The organism is Bradyrhizobium sp. BWC-3-1, from assembly GCF_032917965.1.
GTDB classification, from domain to species: Bacteria; Pseudomonadota; Alphaproteobacteria; order Rhizobiales; family Xanthobacteraceae; genus Bradyrhizobium; species Bradyrhizobium canariense_D.
The window spans coordinates 3,130,821-3,149,740 of record NZ_CP136625.1; the positions used below are offsets into that span (position 1 = coordinate 3,130,821).

19 protein-coding genes are annotated in these 18,920 nt (G+C 64.5%); 13 read left to right on the forward strand and 6 right to left on the reverse strand.

Annotated features, from left to right (window positions below):
* The first annotated feature begins 52 nt into the window (after window positions 1–52).
* The 5 genes from RX329_RS14965 (at window position 53) to RX329_RS14985 (ending at window position 5,740) form a co-directional block, all read left to right on the forward strand.
* Entirely contained in the window at window positions 53–469 is a 417-nt protein-coding gene (locus RX329_RS14965; RefSeq protein WP_085348818.1) for an SRPBCC family protein, read from the forward strand.
* Window positions 470–775: 306 nt separating this feature from the next.
* A complete protein-coding gene (locus tag RX329_RS14970; RefSeq protein WP_317246417.1) occupies window positions 776–1,036 on the forward strand; it encodes a DUF1127 domain-containing protein in 261 nt (86 codons plus the stop codon).
* A gap of 274 nt (window positions 1,037–1,310) precedes the next feature.
* On the forward strand, window positions 1,311–3,620 hold the full coding sequence (locus RX329_RS14975) for a xanthine dehydrogenase family protein molybdopterin-binding subunit (protein ID WP_317246086.1): 2,310 nt from the start codon (window positions 1,311–1,313) through the stop codon (window positions 3,618–3,620).
* Between the two features lie 88 nt (window positions 3,621–3,708).
* Window positions 3,709–4,155 (forward strand): c-type cytochrome, encoded by a 447-nt coding sequence (locus tag RX329_RS14980; protein ID WP_018457514.1) that lies wholly within the window; start codon window positions 3,709–3,711, stop codon window positions 4,153–4,155.
* Between the two features lie 289 nt (window positions 4,156–4,444).
* Window positions 4,445–5,740 (forward strand): cystathionine gamma-synthase family protein, encoded by a 1,296-nt coding sequence (locus RX329_RS14985; protein WP_317246087.1) that lies wholly within the window; start codon window positions 4,445–4,447, stop codon window positions 5,738–5,740.
* A 77-nt stretch (window positions 5,741–5,817) separates the two neighbouring features.
* Here RX329_RS14985 and RX329_RS14990 read toward each other — a convergent pair whose 3' ends face one another.
* Window positions 5,818–6,234, reverse strand: a complete 417-nt coding sequence (locus RX329_RS14990; protein ID WP_007602019.1) for a CHRD domain-containing protein — start codon at window positions 6,232–6,234, stop codon at window positions 5,818–5,820.
* A 155-nt stretch (window positions 6,235–6,389) separates the two neighbouring features.
* Between RX329_RS14990 and RX329_RS14995 the strand changes: the two genes are divergently transcribed.
* Complete coding sequence (locus tag RX329_RS14995; protein WP_247475332.1) at window positions 6,390–7,319, forward strand: c-type cytochrome; 930 nt, start codon at window positions 6,390–6,392, stop codon at window positions 7,317–7,319.
* 24 nt (window positions 7,320–7,343) lie between these two features.
* Here the strand turns inward: RX329_RS14995 and RX329_RS15000 are convergent, their stop codons facing one another.
* Window positions 7,344–7,589 carry an Lrp/AsnC ligand binding domain-containing protein gene (locus tag RX329_RS15000; protein ID WP_007602021.1) on the reverse strand — a complete coding sequence of 82 codons (246 nt, stop codon included), beginning with the start codon at window positions 7,587–7,589 and terminating at the stop codon, window positions 7,344–7,346.
* 129 nt (window positions 7,590–7,718) lie between these two features.
* On the opposite strand from RX329_RS15000, the gene thiD reads away from it, so the two are divergent.
* The 4 genes from thiD (at window position 7,719) to RX329_RS15020 (ending at window position 11,643) form a co-directional block, all read left to right on the forward strand.
* Entirely contained in the window at window positions 7,719–8,519 is an 801-nt protein-coding gene (thiD, locus tag RX329_RS15005) for a bifunctional hydroxymethylpyrimidine kinase/phosphomethylpyrimidine kinase (RefSeq protein WP_247475328.1), read from the forward strand.
* A 207-nt stretch (window positions 8,520–8,726) separates the two neighbouring features.
* The gene (locus RX329_RS15010) at window positions 8,727–9,539 is read left to right on the forward strand and encodes a UDP-2,3-diacylglucosamine diphosphatase (protein WP_085383974.1); all 813 of its coding nucleotides are present in this window, start codon (window positions 8,727–8,729) and stop codon (window positions 9,537–9,539) included.
* Window positions 9,540–9,552: 13 nt separating this feature from the next.
* Window positions 9,553–10,596 (forward strand): glycosyltransferase family 1 protein, encoded by a 1,044-nt coding sequence (locus RX329_RS15015; protein ID WP_317246088.1) that lies wholly within the window; start codon window positions 9,553–9,555, stop codon window positions 10,594–10,596.
* Between the two features lie 63 nt (window positions 10,597–10,659).
* Complete coding sequence (locus tag RX329_RS15020) at window positions 10,660–11,643, forward strand: threonine/serine dehydratase (RefSeq protein WP_247377997.1); 984 nt, start codon at window positions 10,660–10,662, stop codon at window positions 11,641–11,643.
* A 72-nt stretch (window positions 11,644–11,715) separates the two neighbouring features.
* On the opposite strand, the gene RX329_RS15025 is transcribed toward RX329_RS15020, so the two are convergent.
* The gene (locus RX329_RS15025) at window positions 11,716–13,545 is read right to left on the reverse strand and encodes a caspase family protein (RefSeq protein WP_317246089.1); all 1,830 of its coding nucleotides are present in this window, start codon (window positions 13,543–13,545) and stop codon (window positions 11,716–11,718) included.
* Window positions 13,546–13,709: 164 nt separating this feature from the next.
* On the opposite strand from RX329_RS15025, the gene RX329_RS15030 reads away from it, so the two are divergent.
* Window positions 13,710–14,153 carry an RbsD/FucU family protein gene (locus RX329_RS15030; RefSeq protein ID WP_018457525.1) on the forward strand — a complete coding sequence of 148 codons (444 nt, stop codon included), beginning with the start codon at window positions 13,710–13,712 and terminating at the stop codon, window positions 14,151–14,153.
* Between the two features lie 30 nt (window positions 14,154–14,183).
* On the opposite strand, the gene RX329_RS15035 is transcribed toward RX329_RS15030, so the two are convergent.
* Window positions 14,184–14,501, reverse strand: coding sequence for an antibiotic biosynthesis monooxygenase family protein (locus tag RX329_RS15035; RefSeq protein WP_317246090.1), 318 nt, complete (start codon window positions 14,499–14,501; stop codon window positions 14,184–14,186).
* Between the two features lie 88 nt (window positions 14,502–14,589).
* Here RX329_RS15035 and RX329_RS15040 point away from each other — a divergent pair, with 88 nt between their 5' ends.
* Complete coding sequence (locus RX329_RS15040; protein ID WP_317246091.1) at window positions 14,590–14,982, forward strand: hypothetical protein; 393 nt, start codon at window positions 14,590–14,592, stop codon at window positions 14,980–14,982.
* Window positions 14,983–15,204: 222 nt separating this feature from the next.
* On the opposite strand, the gene RX329_RS15045 is transcribed toward RX329_RS15040, so the two are convergent.
* Window positions 15,205–16,602: a hypothetical protein gene (locus RX329_RS15045; RefSeq protein WP_317246092.1), complete on the reverse strand. Its 1,398-nt coding sequence runs from the start codon at window positions 16,600–16,602 to the stop codon at window positions 15,205–15,207.
* A 75-nt stretch (window positions 16,603–16,677) separates the two neighbouring features.
* Here RX329_RS15045 and RX329_RS15050 point away from each other — a divergent pair, with 75 nt between their 5' ends.
* Window positions 16,678–17,874: a major facilitator superfamily domain-containing protein 6 gene (locus RX329_RS15050; RefSeq protein WP_317246093.1), complete on the forward strand. Its 1,197-nt coding sequence runs from the start codon at window positions 16,678–16,680 to the stop codon at window positions 17,872–17,874.
* Here the strand turns inward: RX329_RS15050 and dgcA are convergent.
* On the reverse strand, window positions 17,844–18,839 hold the full coding sequence (dgcA, locus tag RX329_RS15055) for an N-acetyl-D-Glu racemase DgcA (RefSeq protein ID WP_085383968.1): 996 nt from the start codon (window positions 18,837–18,839) through the stop codon (window positions 17,844–17,846). The two genes, RX329_RS15050 and dgcA, sit on opposite strands and share 31 nt — an antisense overlap.
* Window positions 18,840–18,920: the final 81 nt, after the last annotated feature.

Here is an 18,920-nt window from a genome sequence, read left to right on the forward strand (position 1 = left end):
GACGTGATGCCGTCACCTCGAGCCGGCAAAATTCGAACCAGGAGCACTGTTTATGAGGATCACCGTCGAAACCAACGTAGCAGCCCCTATCGATCAGGTCTGGCGCGCTTATACGACGCCTGCCGACATCATGAAGTGGAACGCCGCGTCCGACGACTGGCATACGACCAAGGCGACCGTCGACCTGCGAGAAGGCGGTGTCTTCTCATCGCGCATGGAGGCCAAGGACGGCAGCATGGGCTTTGACTTCGCCGGTACCTACACGAAAATCGTCGAGCACAAGCGTATCGAATACGCGTTCGGCGAGCGAAATGCCGAAGTCGAGTTTGTGCCCGGCCCGAAGGGCATTCTGGTTCGCGTGGTCTTCGATGGCGAATCGACGCACTCGGTCGAGCAGCAGCAAGGCGGTTGGCAGGCAATCCTCGACAACTTCGCACGATACGTGGAAGCGAAGCAGACGAAGTCCTGAGGCGTGTGTAGGGGTAAGAAAGCGCCAGAATAAGGGGCTCGCTTCCAGGGTGCAACCGACCTCCACACATCTCTTGATTTTGCGCGATTGCTATGGTAATCGCAGCGCATGATCAGATCAGTGCGCAAACTCAACTGCATTCACATGACCCGCTTCGGCTGGGCCGTGGAAGGAGTCGCGCGCTAGGAATTCGACGACGACATCTTTCCACCAGGCCCCGCCGGCATCGGACGGGGCCTTTTGTTTGGCCACGCTTCCCTGCCGGCACAACAGCAGGAGCGTCCCATGCCACCCCAACAGACAATCATGACATCCGAGACGGAGAGGCTCCCCCTCGAGCTTGCCTCGACGTGGAGCATCCCAGGCTTGCTCGCGCGATACTGGCGTGCGCTCCAGGACTGGCGCCGGCGGCAGGGCCCACAAATCGCCTTGCGGGACCTGAGTGACCGGGAGCTGATGGATATCGGCCTGACGCGCGGCGAGATCGACTACATCTCGCCGGAACGGGCTATCGATAGGCTGAGGGATCACGCCAGAGATCTATGGAGCCGCGGGGGATGTAACTGATGAGCCATCCGAAGCGGAGATGCGCTTTGCGAGCAAGCAGCCGTCAGCACGGCTGCTTGTTCTCAGGCGTGCACTGCGGGCGGGTTCGGCAACTATCATGCCATCAAGCGGACCGTTCCTCACGGCGAAATGACCGAGTTGCGGCGCTCCCGTTCCATCCTGCTCTGACAGGTGAGGGCGCTGGACGGTTTTCGCATGGCTAAACCCGTTTGCCTTGCCAGTTTTTCCACGGCAATATGCCGGCAAAACAACCATGAGAAACGGGACGAGAAAAATGGCGGCTCCCATCAAGTTTGGCGTTGGCCAAAGCGTGTTGCGCAAGGAGGATGACGCTCTCATCCGCGGCAAGGGCCGCTATACCGACGATTATGCGCCGCAGGCCGTGCTTCACGCCCTGATGCTGCGCTCGCCGCATGCGCATGCCAAATACACCATCGATGCGAGCCGCGCCCGCACCCTTCCCGGCGTCGCGCTGATCCTGACCGCCGATGACGTTGGGGATCTCGGCAATCTGCCCTGCCTGTTCAATCTCGAGACAGATCCCTTCACCGGCCCGCCTTACCCGATCCTCGCCAAGGACGAGGTGCGCCATGTCGGCGATTCCATCGCCTTCGTGGTCGCCGAGACCATCGACCAGGCCCGCGACGCGATCGAGGCGATCGAGGTCAAATGGAGCCCGCTGCCGGCAGTGACCGGCGTCGTCAACGCCGTGAAGAAGGGCGCGCCGCAGGTCTGGCCGGACAAGCCCGGCAACGTGCTGTTCGACGTCTCGATCGGTGACAAGAAAGCGACCGAAGCTGCCTTTGCCAAAGCGCATGCGGTGGCCGAGATCTCGATCGTCAATCCGCGCGTGGTCGCGAACTTCATGGAGACGCGCGCGGCGGTGTGCGAATACGACGCCAAGCGCGACCATCTGACGCTGACGGTCGGCAGCCAGGGCAGCCATCGCCTGCGCGATATCCTCTGCCAGAACGTGCTCAACATTCCGACCGACAAGATGCGGGTGATCTGCCCCGACGTCGGCGGCGGCTTCGGCACCAAGCTGTTTCCCTATCGGGAATACGCCCTCTTGGCAGTCGCCGCGCGAAAGCTGAAGAAGGCGGTGAAATGGGCGGCCGACCGCACCGAGCATTTCATGGGCGACGCGCAGGGCCGCGACAACGTCACCACCGCGAAGATGGCGCTGGCCGAGGACGGCAAGTTCCTGGCGATGGATTGCGACCTGATGGGCGACATGGGTGCCTATTTGTCGACCTTCGGGCCCTATATCCCGCATGGCGGCGCCGGCATGCTGCCGGGCCTCTACGACATCCAGGCGTTCCACTGCCGGGTGCGTACCATCTTCACCAACAGCGTGCCGGTCGATGCCTATCGCGGCGCCGGGCGGCCCGAGGCTGCTTACGTCATCGAACGTCTCGTGGACGCCTGCGCGCGAAAACTCGACATGACGGTGGATGCCATCCGCCGCAAGAATTTCATCCAGCCGAAGGCGCTGCCGTACAAGACCGCGACCGGTAAGGTCTACGATTCCGGCGACTTTGCCGCGCATCTGAAGCGCGCGATGGAGATCGCCGAGTGGAAGGAGTTTGGCAAGCGCGGCAAGGCGGCCAAGAAGAACGGCCTGGTCCGCGGCATCGGACTTGCGAGCTATGTCGAGGTCTGCGGCACCATGGGCGAGGAGACCGCCAATGTGCGGATGGACCCCAATGGCGATATCACCGTCCTGATCGGCACCCAGTCGAGCGGGCAGGGCCATCAGACCGCCTATGCGCAGATCGTTGCCGAGCAGTTCGGCGTGGCGCCCGAGCGCGTGCACGTCCATCAGGGCGACACCGACATGATCGCCACGGGCCTCGGCACCGGCGGCTCGGCTTCGATCCCGTCGGGCGGTGTTAGCGTCGAGCGCGCGACCCGCGAACTGGGGCAGAAGCTGAAGGAAATCGCGGCCCAGGCGCTGGAAGCCAGCGCCGGCGACCTCGAGATCACCGACGGCATCGTGCGCATCGCTGGCACCGACCGCTCGATCTCGTTCGCCGATCTCGCCAAGCGACCCGGCGCGGATCCCTCGAAGCTGAACGCGAGCGCGACCTTCGCCAGCGCCGACGGCACCTATCCCAACGGCACCCATGTCGCGGAGGTCGAGATCGATCCGGCCACCGGCATCATCAAAATCGTCAACTACGTGATCGTTGACGATTTCGGCATGACGCTCAATCCACTGCTGCTGGCCGGCCAGGTCCATGGCGGCGCCATGCAGGGCATCGGCCAGGCGCTGATGGAGCAGGTGGTCTATGGCGCGGGCGACGGCCAGCTCGTCACCGCGACCTTCATGGACTACGCGCTGCCGCGCGCGGCGGACGGCCCGGCCTTCGTGTTCGAGACGGCCAACGTTCCCTGCAAGACCAATCCGCTGGGGGTGAAGGGCGCGGGCGAGGCCGGTGCGATCGGGTCCTGCCCGGCGGTCGTCAACGCCATCGTCGACGGGCTCTGGCGCGAATACAAGATCGACCACATCGACATGCCGGCGACCCCGGAACGGGTGTGGATCGCCATCAACGAGCACCATCGCCGTCACAGCCTGTGACAATCTTCCACGGGAATGAAATCTGCCGAGCGGTGTTGGCCCATTGAGGGGTCAGCACGATCCTGCATCAAGGAAAGGGATTTTGCGAATGAAGCGAGTGTTGGTGGTTGGGGGTGCGCTCCTGCTCGGTATGGGCGCGGTTTGGGCACAACAGGACTCCGTCAAGGAAGTGCAGACTCTCATGAAGGGCAACGGCAAGAACGCCGGCGCAGTGGCGGCCATGGTCAAGGGCGAGAAGCCCTATGATCAGGCCACTGTGGACAGCGCGCTGGCGCAGTTCGAGGACACCGCCAAGAAGCTGCCGCACCTGTTTCCGGCGAGCGCAAAGGGCATGAAGCCCGAGGGCGACTACAGCGCCTCGCCGAAGATCTGGGAGGACAAGGCCGGGTTCGATGCGAAGGTCGCGAGCTTCGCCAAGGTCGTCGGCGAGGCCAAGGGCAAGATCAAGGATCTCGACTCGCTCAAGGCGAATTTCCCCGCGGTCGGCAAGGAATGCGGCGGCTGCCACGAGACGTTTCGTGTGAAGAACGGTTGACGGAAGAAAAAGATTCGTAGCCCGGATTGCGCTTCGCTCCATCCGGGCTACTGGGAATCGGGAAAAAGCGGTTGCGAAAGCAGCCGCTTTTTTCATATCGGCGCGCAGCGCTGCTGGAAATTCTATCCGCAAGGCCTGACGGATCGCTACCGGAGCAGCTATCTTTGCTCCAGCCGCCGCGGCATTGGCGTGAGCTTTTGACGCTGACGCATCTCGCTCCTGACTGCGTCACGACATCAGGAGTTCCTACCCGCGGCGAGCGCCTCAATCAGCAACAGCGAGACAAGCCATGGTAAAACCGTTCCCGTCTAAGACGCACATCGGCAACCATATGCTGCATCCGGAAACGCTGATGCTGACCTATGGCTACGATCCTCAATTGTCGGAAGGCGCGGTCAAGCCGCCGGTGTTCCTGACCTCGACCTTCGTGTTCAAGACGGCCGAGGACGGGCAGGACTTCTTCGATTTCGTCTCCGGCCGGCGTGAGCCGCCGGAAGGGATGGGCGCGGGCCTGGTCTATTCGCGTTTCAATCACCCCAACAGCGAAATCGTCGAGGACAGGCTCGCGATCTACGAGCGCACCGAGAGCTGTGCGCTGTTCTCATCCGGCATGGCGGCCATCGCGACCACGATCCTGGCGTTCGTCCGCCCCGGCGACGTCATTCTGCACTCGCAGCCGCTCTACGGCGGCACGGAAACGCTGCTGACGAATACGCTTGCGCGTCTGTCGATCGGCGCCGTCGGCTTCGCCGATGGCGTCGATGAAGCCGTGGTCAGCCAGGCCGCGGAGGAGGCCATGCGCAAGGGCCGGGTTTCGATGATCCTGATCGAGACCCCGGCCAACCCGACCAACGGGCTGGTCGACATCGCGGTGATGCGGCGTGTCGCTGAGAGCATCGGAAAGACCCAAGGACACGTTCCGATCATCGCCTGCGACAATACGCTGCTCGGGCCGGTGTTTCAGCGACCGATCGAGCACGGCGCCGATATTTCCCTGTACTCGCTCACGAAATACGTCGGCGGTCATTCAGATCTGATCGCGGGCGCCGCGCTCGGCGCGAAGGCGGTGGTGAAAGGCATCAAGGCGCTGCGGGGCGCCATCGGCACCCAGCTCGATCCGCATTCCTGCTGGATGATCAACCGCTCGCTCGAGACGCTGAGCCTGCGCATGGAAAAGGCGGATACGAATGCGCGCCTCGTGGCGGACTATCTGCGCGATCATCCCAAAGTGGCCAAGGTGCACTATCTCGGTCATCACGACGCGGCGTCGCCGGACGGACTTGTGTTCGCGCGGCAATGCTCGGGGGCAGGGTCCACGTTCTCGTTCGACATCGTCGGCGGCAAGGCCGCGGCGATGAAGTTCCTCAACGCGCTGCAAATCCTCAAGCTGGCGGTGAGCCTTGGTGGAACGGAGTCGCTTGCGAGCCTGCCTGCCACCATGACCCATTCCGGCGTTCCCGCCGACATCCGCCGGAAGATCGGCGTGCTCGATTCCACGATCCGGCTGTCGATCGGCATCGAACACCCGTCGGATCTGATCGCCGACCTCGCGCAGGCGCTGAACGCGGCCGAACCTGAGGTGTGACGCCTGCGCCAGCGCTACGGAAAATGGGAAAAGGCGGCTGCGATGGCAGCCGCCCTTTTTGTTGGTCTGTGGGAAGCTTACTTCGTCACCTGACCACGGATCTCGCCGCCCGGATTGGCCGCGGTGTGGATGTTGACGTAGAGCTTGCCGCCCAGCAGATCGGCGGCCTGCGCGTCGGTCAGTGTCGCCGAGCCCTCGGCCGGGCTGGTGGCAGCGCCTGGGATCGGGATCGCAACGCCGGCGTTCTTGCCGGGCTCGGCAGGTCCATGGAAATGGGCGGCGGTGGCGGGGCCGGACAGGCCGGAATAGGTGACCTTCCAGGACAGCTTCTTGCTGGCGGCGTCGTAATCCAGATCGGCCGTTCCGGTGCCGCTGCTGGTCGTTGCGGGGACCTCGGACTTGGCGTCGAGCGTTGCTTTCAGCTTTTCGGCGCTGGCCGAACCCGCAAAAGCAACGGCGCCAAGCACTGACATGGCGATGACGATCTTGTTCATGATTTTTCTCCCTGCTGAACCCGTTTGGGCTGCCAAACTTCCAACAGCCGGCATTGCAGTTTATTCCCGTTTCATGCTGCGGTGGGCTAAATTCTTCGTGGCTGGAGCCGCGAGGACATCGGTCATAAGCTTCGCCGCGACGACGAAAGGACCGCATGTTGCGACGAACAATCTCCGTGGCGCTGCTCGCCGCACTCGCCACAGCCGGCGTCTATTGGTGGCTCAGCGCGCCGGTGGGGGCGGCCGTCGGCACCCCGCCTGCCCGCGTCCCTGATCTTGCCAATGGCCAGGTGATGTTCAACGCCGGCGGCTGCGCCTCATGCCATGCCGTCCCCGACCAGCCCGATCGTCTCAGGCTCGGCGGCGGCGTCGCGATCAAGTCGCCGTTCGGAACGTTCTATGCGCCGAACATCTCGTCCGATCCGACCGATGGCATCGGCAAATGGAACGACGCCGAATTCGTCAATGCGGTGATGCACGGGGTCTCGCCGGATGGAGGGCATTATTTTCCGGCCTTTCCCTATACGTCCTATCAGCACGCCAGGCGCGAGGACGTGCTCGATCTCTTTGCGTACCTGAAAACGCTGCCGGCCGTCGCAGGCAAGGTGCGCGACCACGACGTGCGCTTTCCGTTCAGCATCCGGCGCAACGTCGGCATCTGGAAATTCTTATTTCTGGACGACAAGCCCTTCGTCCCCGACAGCGCGAAGTCGCCGCAGTGGAATCGTGGCGCCTATCTCGTCAACAGTTTTGGCCATTGCGCGGAATGCCACAGCCCGCGCAACGCGCTTGGCGGCATCATGGCCGGACAACGCTTCGCCGGCGGTCCCAATCCGGAAGGCGAGGGATGGGTGCCCAACATCACCCAGAAGGGCCTCGGCGAGTGGAGCGCGAAGGATATTGCCTATTTCCTGAAGACCGGCGAATTGCCCGACGGCGACAGCGTCGGCGGCGCGATGACGCGGGTGATCAAGAACACCTCGCAACTGCCGGACGACGATCTCGCGGCGATGGCGGACTATCTCAAATCGCTGCCGCCGGTGGACGGTCCGCCGCGTCCCAAGCGCAAGGAGGGCGGCACCTGATCGGGCCTGCCCGTTTTCGGACGGTCAACTCGCGCCAAACGCCTTGAAGGTGATGATGGTGAGGGTGTCCTGGATGCCGGGCAGCACCTGCACCTTCTCGTTGACGAAGTGGCCGATATCGGTGTCGTTGTCGACGTAGAACTTCACCAGCAGGTCGTATTGCCCGGCCGTGGAATAGATCTCGGAAGCGATCTCGGCTTCGGCAAGCGCATTGGCGACCACATAGGATTGGCCGAGCTTGCATTTGATCTGGACGAAAAAGGGAACCATCGCGGTCACTCCGAAAGCATATCTGACGGCTAATAGGCCAAACCCGGCCGGATTTAGCAAGCGAACTTGCTGGGCTGGGAGAGGCGCGCTAGGACGGGCCATGGCTTCGAAAACGCTGAAGATCGCCCCATGACGACACCCGTAGCGCTGACCATTGCCGGCTCCGATTCGAGCGGCGGCGCCGGCATCCAGGCCGACCTGAAGACCTTCGCCGCGCTCCGCGTTTTTGGCGCTTCGGCCATCACGGCGCTGACGGCGCAGAACACCCGCGGCGTCACCGGCATTCACGCGGTGCCCGCCGAATTCGTCACCGCGCAGATCGACGCGGTGTTTTCCGATCTCGAGGTCGGCGCGGTCAAGATCGGCATGGTGGCGCAAGCCGCCAGCATCGATGCGATCGCGGTCGCGCTGTCGCGCTGGGCGCCCGGGCATATCGTGCTCGATCCCGTGATGGTGGCGACGTCGGGCGATCGCCTGCTGGCGTCCGATGCCGTCGATGCCCTGCGCATCAAGCTGATGCCGCTGGCCTCGGTGATCACACCCAATCTGCCCGAGGCCGCGGCTCTGCTCGACGAGCCGGTCGCGGCCAGCGAGGCCGAGATCGAAAGCCAGGGGCGCCGGCTGCTGGCGCTCGGCTGTCGTGCGGTCCTGATCAAGGGCGGCCACGGCGAGGGCGCCGAGAGTATCGATTATCTCGTCGATGCCAGCACCACGATCGCGCTCGCCGCGCCGCGCGTTGCCACAAGCAACACCCATGGCACCGGCTGCTCGCTGTCCTCGGCGGTCGCCGCAGGGCTCGCCAGAGGCGAGGATCTCGAGCGCGCCGTGCGCAACGCCAAGACCTGGATCAGCGCGGCGATCGCCGCCGCCGACCGCTTCAGCGTCGGCCACGGACACGGCCCGATCCATCATTTCCATAAATTTTACTGAACGCCGCTCGCGAGCGCGCCGCCGTTCACCCATCGAGCCCATGCAGTTCCGGCTTCTTGCGGAGGCTGCCGCGACGCCATGTCGCCTGATTGTCGCATGCGACTGATAATCGCGGTTTGGGCGAGGCAAGCGCGATTCGTATCTGAGGGTGCCTCAAAGGTTCGATTGGTCATCCCCCTGTCACGGGACATTGTTACAGGCTGGCGCATGGGAAGTTACGATGTGAGTGACGAGAGCCCGGAGCGGCGCTTTCGCACGTTGTTCATCTCCGACGTTCATCTCGGAGCCCGCGGTTCTCAAGCCGATCTTCTGCTCGATTTCCTGCGTTTCCATGATGCCGACACGATCTATCTCGTCGGCGATATCGTCGACGGCTGGGCGCTGAAATCGAGCTGGCATTGGCCGCAATCGCATAACGACCTCGTGCAGAAGCTTTTGCGCAAGGCGCGCAAGGGCGCCAAGGTCATCTACATCCCCGGCAATCACGATGAGTTCCTGCGTAACTATTACGGCACGCATTTCGGCGGCATCGACGTGGTCGAGAACACCGTCCACATCGGCGCGGACGGCAGGCGTTATCTCGTCATCCACGGTGACATCTTCGACCTCGTGGTGCAGAACGCACGCTGGCTCGCCCATCTCGGCGACAAGGCCTACGATTTCGCGATTCAGCTCAATCGTTTCGTCAACTTCTTCCGGCGCATGTTCAAGGTGCCCTATTGGTCGCTGTCGCAATGGGCCAAGCAGAAGGTCAAGAACGCCGTCAACTATATCGGCGCATTCGAGCAGGCACTCGCTGCCGAGGCACGGCGCCACGACGCCGACGGCGTGATCTGCGGTCACATCCATTACGCGGTGATCCGCGACGAGGGCGGAATCCGCTACATGAATTGCGGCGACTGGGTCGAGAGCTGTACGGCGCTGGTCGAGCACGACGACGGCCATTTCGAGATCATCACCTGGGCGGACCAGGCCGAGAAGCCGGCACAGGTCCCGCAGGTCGCAGCCAGAGCTGCATGACAAAGGCAGCCTGATGCGCATCCTGGTCGCGACCGACGCCTGGCACCCGCAAGTCAACGGTGTGGTTCGGACGCTGACCAAGCTTGCCGACGCCGCCAAAAGTCTCGACGTCGAATTCTCGTTCCTGACGCCGCAATCGTTCCGCACCTTTGCGATGCCGAGCTATCGGGACGTGCGGGTGGCCATGCCGCGCCCGGGCAGAATCGCGAAGCTGATCGAAGAGGCGCGCCCGGACAGCATCCACATCGCGACGGAGGGGCCGATCGGCCTGATGGTCCGCCGCTATTGCCGGCAGCGCAAGCTGCCCTTCACGACCAGCTTCCACACCCGCTTTCCCGAATATGTCCGCGCCCGCGTGCCGGTGCCGGGCTCGCTGATCTGGCGGGCGCTGCGCCGATTCCATAGCCCCAGCCGCGCCGTGATGGCGGCGACGCCGGCGCTCGCCAGTGAGCTGACCGAGCGCGGCTTCGACAATGTCGTGCTGTGGCCGCGCGGCGTCGACCCCCATCTGTTCCATCCCCGCGCGATTGATCTCTGCCTGCCGGCGCCGGTGTTCCTCTCGGTCGGCCGCGTTGCCGTGGAGAAGAATCTCGAGGCGTTCCTCGACCTCGACCTGCCCGGCACCAAGGTGATCGTCGGCGATGGTCCGGCGCGTGTCGCGCTGGAGGAGGCCTATCCGGACGCGATCTTCCTCGGCGAAAAGCATGGGGAGGAGCTGGCGGACATCTACGCTGCCGCCGATGTCTTCGTGTTTCCGAGCAAGACCGACACGTTCGGCCTGGTCCTGCTCGAAGCGCTGGCGAGTGGGCTGCCGGTCGCGGCGTTTCCGGTGAAGGGCCCCCGCGACGTGATCGGCGATGCGCCGGTCGGCGCGCTCGATCACGATCTGCGCAGCGCCTGCTTCGCCGCGCTCGACATCTGCCGGCAGGACTGCGTGGAATTCGCCGCCAACTACACCTGGGAGGCCTCGGCCCGGGCTTTTATCGACAGCATTTTGGCGGTCGGCGCGGTGCTGCCGGGCCGGAACGGGGCGGAGCCGGCGCGATTCGTCGCTTGAGAGCCCAAAGCCTCGCGCGGAGATGCCTTGCCCGCGCCTCATCCGGCGCGATAACATTCAGGCATGACAGAACAGCTTCTCCCGATCGGCCCTGCCGATATCGACGCCGCAGCACGCGTGATCGCACCCTTCGCCGTCCGCACCCCACTGTTGTCCTTTCCCGTGCTCAACGAGCGTGTCGGTGCAAAGGTCTATCTCAAGCCGGAGATGCTCCAGCGCACCGGCTCGTTCAAGTTTCGCGGTGCCTTCAACAAGGTCGCCTCGATCCCGCAGGACAAGCGCGCCGGCGGCGTGGTCGCGTTCTCCTCCGGCAACCATGCCCAGGGCGTGGCGGCGGCGGCAAAGATCCTCGACATGCAGGCGACGATCGTGATGCCCGCGGATGCGCCGTTGTCGAAGCGCGAGCGTACCAAATCCTACGGTGCCGAGGTCGTGCTGTACGACCGCGACCGCGACGACCGCGAGGCGATCTCGCGCGGCATCGCCGAGAAGCGCGGCGCGACGCTGGTCAGGCCCTATGACGATCCCTTCGTGATCGCGGGCCAAGGCACCGCCGGCCGCGAGATCGCCGAGGACATGGCGGCGCTCGGCCTCAGCCCCGACATCGTGGTCGCCCCGGCCTCCGGCGGCGGCCTGATCGCCGGCGTTGCAACGGCTGTGAAGGCGCGTTTTCCGCTGGCCGAGATCGTGGTGGCCGAGCCCGACGCGTTCGACGATCACGGCCTGTCGCTGACCGCGGGCCATCGCGAGCCGCACGCACCCGCCGGCCGCACCATCTGCGATGCGCTGATGGCCCTGATACCCGGCGAGATGACGTTTGCGATTAACAGCAAGCTGCTCGCGCGCGGCGTGACCGCCTCGGACGAGGAAGTCGGCGCGGCCGTCGCGTTTGCCTATCGCGAGCTGAAGCTTGTGGTCGAACCGGGCGGAGCGGTGGGCCTGGCCGCGCTGCTTGCGGGACGACTTGATGTGGCCGGCAAGAACGTCGTCATCGTGCTCTCCGGCGGCAATGTCGACGCTGATCTGTTTGCCGAGCTGGTGGCCTGATAATCAATCTTCTGACATCAAGAAGGGCAGAGCGTCTCCGCTCTGCCCTTTGTCGTGTGTGGCCGACCGCGATCAGTGCATGAAGCCGCGGTGGTTGTTGCCGCCGTTGCCACCCTGGCTCTGGTTCATCGACTGCCGGAAGTTGTTGCTGCCGTTGTTGACGATCCGGTTGGTCTCATTGAACTGCGGGTGGTTGTTGTTCTGCACCTGCACCTTGTTCACGGGGTTGTTGCTGATCTTCGCCCCGTTGTTGATGCGGATCGGGTTGTTCTGCGTCTGAACGTTGACGGGCTTCGTATCGATGGTCGTGCCGCCCTTGCCGACATTGACCGGCATGCTCACGATCTTGCCAGGATTGCCACTGGTTGTGCCGTTGCTTGTGCCGTTGGCCGTGCCGGCATTGCTGCCGCCGTTCGGCGTCTTGTTGGTCGCAGGCAGCGTCACGATCTTGCCGATGCCGCCATTGTTGTTGGTGGTGTTGGTCGGCGCAGGCAGGGTCACGATCTTGCCCGGGGTCTGCGACGGCGTGCCGTTCTGCTGGTTGGGCTGGTTGTTGCCCGCCGGCAGGTTGACGATCTGGCCGCCATTGCCGAGCTTGCCGATGCCGTTATTGTCGCCCGACTTCTGCACGATCGGCAAATTGCCGTTCACTTGCGCGCCGCCATTACCCTGCTGCAGCGGCATGTATTTGGGCTGGCCGAGATTGCCGATCTTGAAGGTCGGGGCGATATTCTGCGGCGCCAGGAACTTGGTCGCCTGCATCAAGGGGATCTGCTTCGGCTGCATCTGGAGCTTCAGCGCGACCTGAGCATAGGGCGTGTTGCCGTAGTTGTCGTAGAAGTTCTTGTAGCCGAGCGGCGAGTTCGCGAGCACCGCCTTGTGCCAGGCCTGCGTGAGCAGCAGGTTGTTGAGCAGCCAGCGGACGTGATCGCACAGCGGATCGTGCGGATACATTGTGATGAATTCCTGATAGTACTCCGGCCGTGCTTCGGACACGACGTAGTCATAGGCTTGGCGCGTCGAGCGGCTCGGCAGATTGGAGGCCATCTGCACCACAGGCGCATTCACCGGTGCGCGGCTGGCGGCAACCGCGGTGTCGCCGAAGAAGGTGAAGTCGGACGTGAGCGACGAGCTCTCCCACGGGATCTGCGCGCCGCTGGTGGTCTGGTTCACTTCGAGGCGCACGCGCTTGAACAGCTGCTCGATCGGCACGTTGGGCTCGCGCGCGACGTTCAGGAAGGCCTGCGTGTAGGGGCTGTGGCCGCCGGTGCCGTCCTGCGCTTCGGCGCCCGGCGCGGTCGAGTAGCCGACGATCGAGCCGTTCGGGGCATCGACGATGGCCAGGCCGCGGCCGGCATCGTTCACGTTCGGGAACGGGTTATTGCGGCAGGCATCGAGGATGACGATGCGCATACGGCTCGGGATCGTCTCCAGCGTCGACATCACGTCGACCAGGCGGACGGAGTTGTTGACGAGTTCGGTCTGGCTCGAGACCTTGGCGTCGACCGGAACGAGGTAGTTCTCGCCGGCGAGTTGCACGCCGTGACCGGCATAGTAGACCATCGCCACCGTGTTCGGACCACGCGCCGACACTTTGGCGGAGAAGTCCTGGACGACGCGGAGCATGTCGTTCTGGGTCAGGTCGGTCGCGGCGACCACTTCGAAGCCGGCGGAGTTCAGGAACTTCGCCATGGACTCCGCGTCGTTGTCCGGATTGGCGAGCTGCGGCGCGTTCTGATAGTTCGAATTGCCGATCACCAGCGCGACACGCTGTTCCGGGCCTTGCAGCGCGGTGGGGGCCGGCTCGACCGGGGCGACTTGCGCGGAAACTGGGCCGCAGGCAAAGCCGAACAGGCTCCCGAGCAGGCTAGCCGTCATCAGGAAAGGTTTTAGGCGGAACATGGCGTGCTCCTTTGGCACTGATCTCGATACGAGATTGGTTGCCGGCAAACTTGGCCGCGTTCGAGTTTGATGTCCGTGATCCCCATCACCATGGTAGGCTGCGTGATCTGAATCACGCTTGGAACCTGCCTAGGTGGGCGCCCAATGGGAGGACAGTCCGTCACATGCTGAAATCGATCGATCCGATCCTCACGCCCGACCTGCTTTGGCTGCTGGCTTCCATGGGCCATGGCGACGATCTCGCTTTCGTCGATGCCAATCACCCCTCGGCGCGCATCGCGCAGAGCACGCATTCGCAGCGCTTGATCCAGTTGCCAGGCATGAGCATGGAGACCGCGATTCGCGCCATCATGTCGGTCTATCCGCTCGACGATTTCGATCCCGATCCGGTCCGCGTGATGATGCCGGTCGACGATCCCGACCGCGTCCCCGACGTGCAGCGCGCGGTGCTCGCCGAGATCGAACGCGCCGCCGGCCGGCCCGTCACACCCGGAAAACTCTCGCGGCCGGATTTTTATCGCGCGGCGGCGGCGAGCTTTGGCGTCGTGCAGGTCGGCGACAGCAGCAGTTACGGATGCTTCCTGATCAGGAAGGGTGTGATCAGCTAGCAGCGCACGATCGAACGATGCGGGACGGCGTCACGCGTGCTCGAATGGTCCGACCTCGCGGATCACCTTGCAGATCTGCAGGAAGCCGCTGGCGTAGAATTCGGCATGTCCTCGCTTCATCGTCTCGACATGTTCGGGATGGGTGCGCCAGGCTTCGAGCGCTTCCTCAGACGCAAAACGGAACACGGTGAGCTCCTCGCCGTCGTCGGCCTTGAACGACTTGACCGATACAAAGCCGGGAAGACGACTGACGATGTCGTACATGCGCGCGCCGAGCCGGTCGTGCTCGTCGACAGAGGCGCCGTCACGCAATTGCAGATCGCCAATGACAATCAGTTCGCCAATCATGTTTCCTTGCCCTTAATCAATAGGATTCCTGCCGCTCGATCTGCTATTCGGTTTCGTGAGGGTTTTGTTACTTGGCACTCGAAATTGAATGGTCATTCCGCAAGCGGCCGTCTATCGTCCATCCATGTCACGCTTTTTATGTCTATCTGTCGCTATCGTCCTATCGCTGCCGGCTGTCGCGCCGGCTGCTTCGATCCAAAAGCGTCCCAAGCAAGCTTGGCATGGTTACGGCTTCCTGCCGGGCTATCGCCAGCCGCCGAGCAACAGCATTCCGCTCTACAAGCAGAAGGAAGCGATGCGGCGGATGTCGCCTAGCGACCGGCGCCATTGGTATATCGATCCGGTCCCCCAATATTACGGCTGGGACGGCGAGTGGCGCTATTTCGGCCGGCCCGGCTTCGGCGGCGGCCGCTACAATGGCGGCAGTTTTGGGCCGTGCTGGACGCGGACGCCGATCGGTGCGGTGTGGAATTGCGGGTGATCGGCTGAGCATCCGTCATGGCGAGCGGAGCGCGCTGCGCTCGCAATGACGTTGAGGAGAGAGTGTTTTCCTCATTCCGCTCTCGTGCCGCGGACGCAGCGTGGCGTCTCTTCGACGGTGCGCTGCAGAGCCGGGGCCATGTGGCGATGGAAGCTGTGGCTCGTGGGTCCCGGATCTGTGCTTCGCTTGTCCGGGACACGAGACGGAGCAGGCCGCATCCCCTTACGAGAAGAACGCGATCTTCTCGGCCTGGGTCATGCGGCGGATTGGCGCCATGGGATCGTTGGCGGCGGCGCGGGGCTTTTGCAGGATGCCGCTGGCGAGGATGGTGGCGCCAAGCGAGGCTTCCGGAACCGGCGACGTCATCGGGAGCGTCGTGGCGTGCGCCGCGCCGAATGTCGCGGATGCTGCCATGACGGGCGCCGGCTGCTCCATCACTTCGGCGGCGGCTTCCGCAATGGCGTTGGTGAGGCGCGCCAGCGATTCCATCGCGATCGGCGCTTCCTCTACGGGCTCCTCCACCACCGCTGCGGCGGCGACTGGCTCTGGTGCGAACGGCTCGGGTGCGATCGGCTCCGGTACCTCGGCTGCGATGGGCGCTGCGGTCTCCGCAACCACCGGCTCCGGAACCGTCGCTTCCATCTCGACCGGTTCGATGATCTCGTCAAATTCCGGATCGGGCGCGGCCATCTCCAGCGCGATGGCCTCGAGGATGGCTTCGTCCTCGGCTTCGGCGGCGGCATCGAGGGAAAATTCGTCCGTCACCTCCGCGAAGGCCTCAGTGGCCGGTTCTTCAAAACCGATGTCTTCAGGCGCGATCCGGCTCTCGGTGACGGTCTCCGGCTCGAGCGCGGCGTCCGTCGCCTGCTCGGCAACGGAGAAGGCCTCGGCGACGATTCCGGCCGCGTCCGTGGCGGCTTCGGGCTCGATCGCCTCTGCGATGTCCTGCGGCGCCTCCGTAAAAGCCACGGGTGCTTCGCTGACCATCGCCGCAGGCGCGGCCTCCACCAGCGGAGCTTCCGCAGGGGACGACGGTGTCTCCTGCACCGGAGCCGGCGAGGGGCGCGCGGCTTGCGGCGTTGCGTCAGCGTCGGTCTGGTCGATCCGGTCCTTGAGCAGATCGAATGCGGCCTTGAGATCGGCGCGAGGGTCGATGGTCGAAACCTGCGCGCAGGCCGCCTCGATCGAGGCGAGCTGCGAATCAATCAGGTCGCAGATTCGCCCGTCGGCGCCGATCTCGCGCCAGCGCCAGGATATCTCCTTGATGATACGCAGGCCGCGCGGAATCGGCGCGAGGCTAGCCTCGATCGCCGCGGGATCGAACGCCGCGATCGCAATCGTCTCGGCTTCACGGATCGCGTGCCGGATCGCGATCAGGGCCTCGGGCAGGCGGTCCTCGACGACGGGTTGGCGCTGTGCCGCAAGGGTTTCTTCGATTTTCGCGACCGCGTCGAGCACCATGCGGGTATCCGCATTGCGGTTGCGCTTGGCGTATTCGCCGAGGAACCAGCGGCCGCGCGCGGTCTCCATGAAGGCTTCGCGGATCGCGTCGTAATCCTGCTCGTTCGGCTCGGCCGCACGGGCAGACATAGGCGAGAGGGCGAATGCTTCGTTGGCCATGTCAATCTCGTCGCGCAAATCACCGCGCGTTACAGTAACGATCATCACGATATCGACCGAATCGCAATTGGTTTGATGGCACCCGAATCACAAATCCCCATCGCAGCATCTCAGAAGCGGCGATTCGCCGTGAGCCTCGCGCTGTTCTACTCGGCCGTGTTCGCGGTGTCGGGAACGCATCTGCCGTTCTTTCCGGTCTGGCTGAAGGCGATCGGCATCGACGCGGCCTGGATCGGCCTCATCAACGCGCTGCCGGCGATCACACGCTTCACCACGCTGCCGCAGATCACCGCCTTTGCTGAAAAGAGACATGCGATTCGCGCCGGCATGATGGTGTCGGTGCTGGCGACGGCGATCGGGTTCACGGCGGTCGGCTTGCAGCAGCAGCCGCTGGCGCTGTTCCTGATCTATGCGCTGACCTGCATGATGTGGACGCCGACCATGCCGCTGACCGACGCCTATGCGCTGCGTGGCGTCGCCCGCTACGGGCTCGATTACGGGCCGGTGCGGCTGTGGGGTTCGGCAGCGTTCGCGGCCGGCTCGCTCGCCTGCGGCTATCTCGTAGACCACATCGCGGCGCGCGATCTGATCTGGGTCATCGTCGCCTGGGCCGGGGTTGCGGTCGCCGCCGGCATGCTGCTTCAGCCGCTCGACGACGTTAGGCGACGGACGACAACGGTGCACGCCGGCAAGGCGCTGCTGCGCGATGCCGGCTTCTGGGCCATCATCGTTTCGGCCGCGCTGATTCAGGGCAGTCACGTCGCGTACTATACGTTCTCGGCCATCAACTGGCAGGCCCACGGCCTCGGCGGGCTGACGATCGCGGGCCTCTGGACGTTAGGGGTGATCGCCGAGATCGTCGTGTTCGCGCTGTCGCCGCGCTTCTCGCTGCATCCGTCCTCGCTCATGGCGATCGGGGGCGCGAGCGCGGTCGTGCGCTGGGTCGTCACCGCGTACGATCCGCCGCTCGCGCTGCTCGCGGTCGTGCAGCTCGGCCACGGCCTGACCTTCGGGATGACGATCCTCGGCACCATGAGTCTGCTGGTGCAGCGCGTGCCGTCGCATCAGATCGCGCGGGGGCAGGGTTATTACGCGGCGTGCAACGGGCTGCTGGGTGCGACCACCTCGATCGCGTCAGGCGCGATCTACGCTCGCATCGGCGACGGCCTCTATTATGTGATGGCGGCAATGGCCGCTGCCGGCGGGCTTGTGATCTGGTCGGCGCGGCACCGGCTGGAAGCTCATCCCCAGAGCGACGAGTCCGGCGGGTAGACCAGGCTGTCATCATAACGCAGGCCATGATCGCGGTCGCGCGTCAGCAGCAGCGGGCCGTCGAGATCGACGAAGCGCGCCTGCGGCGTCACCAGCATCGCAGGCGCCATCGACAGCGAGGTCGCGACCATGCAGCCGATCATGATCTCGAAGCCGAGCGCCTGCGCGGCATCGGCCATCGCCAGCGCCTCGGTGAGGCCGCCGGTCTTGTCGAGCTTGATGTTCACGGCGTCGTAGCGCTCTCGGAGCGACGCCAGCGAAGTGCGGTCGTGCACGCTCTCGTCGGCGCAAACCACCAGCGGCCGCTTGATCCGCGCCAGCGCGTCGTCTTGGCCCGCGGGCAGCGGCTGCTCGACCAAGGTGACGCCGACGGCCTCGCAGGCCGCAAGATTCTGCTCCAGATTGGCTTCGGTCCAGGCCTCGTTGGCATCCACGATCAGCTCGGATTCGGGTGCGGCGTTGCGCACCGCGGCGATCCGCTCCCCGTCGCCGTCGCCGCCGAGCTTGATCTTGAGCAGCGGCCGGTGCGCCGCCTTGGCAGTCGCCGCCGCCATGGCCTCGGGCGTGTCCAGCGAGATCGTGTAGGCCGTGGTGCGTTCGCCCGGCGCCGGGCGGTCGAGCACGCTCCAGGCCCGCAATCCGGCCGCCTTGGCTTCCAGATCGATCAGGGCACAATCCAGGGCATTGCGGGCCGCCCCGGGCGGCATGGCGGCTTGCAGGGCCTGGCGGGTGAGGCCGCCGGCCACGGCCTCCCGCATGGCCTGGATGGCGGCAAGGGTCGCCTCCGGCGTCTCGCCATAGCGGGGATAGGGCACGCATTCGCCGCGGCCGGTCAGGCCCTTCCGGCGGACCTCGGCCACAACGGTGACGGCCTCGGTCTTGGCGCCCCGGCTGATGGTGAAACTGCCTGCGATGGGAAAGCGCTCGATTCGCGCAGCGAGGGCAGGAACTTTGCTGGAAGTCATTTTGAACTCTGGCGAAATCTGAACCTGCTGGTTACCTCTAGCAACTAAGGTTAACCAGTTGGGGATACCTTCTCCGGGTAA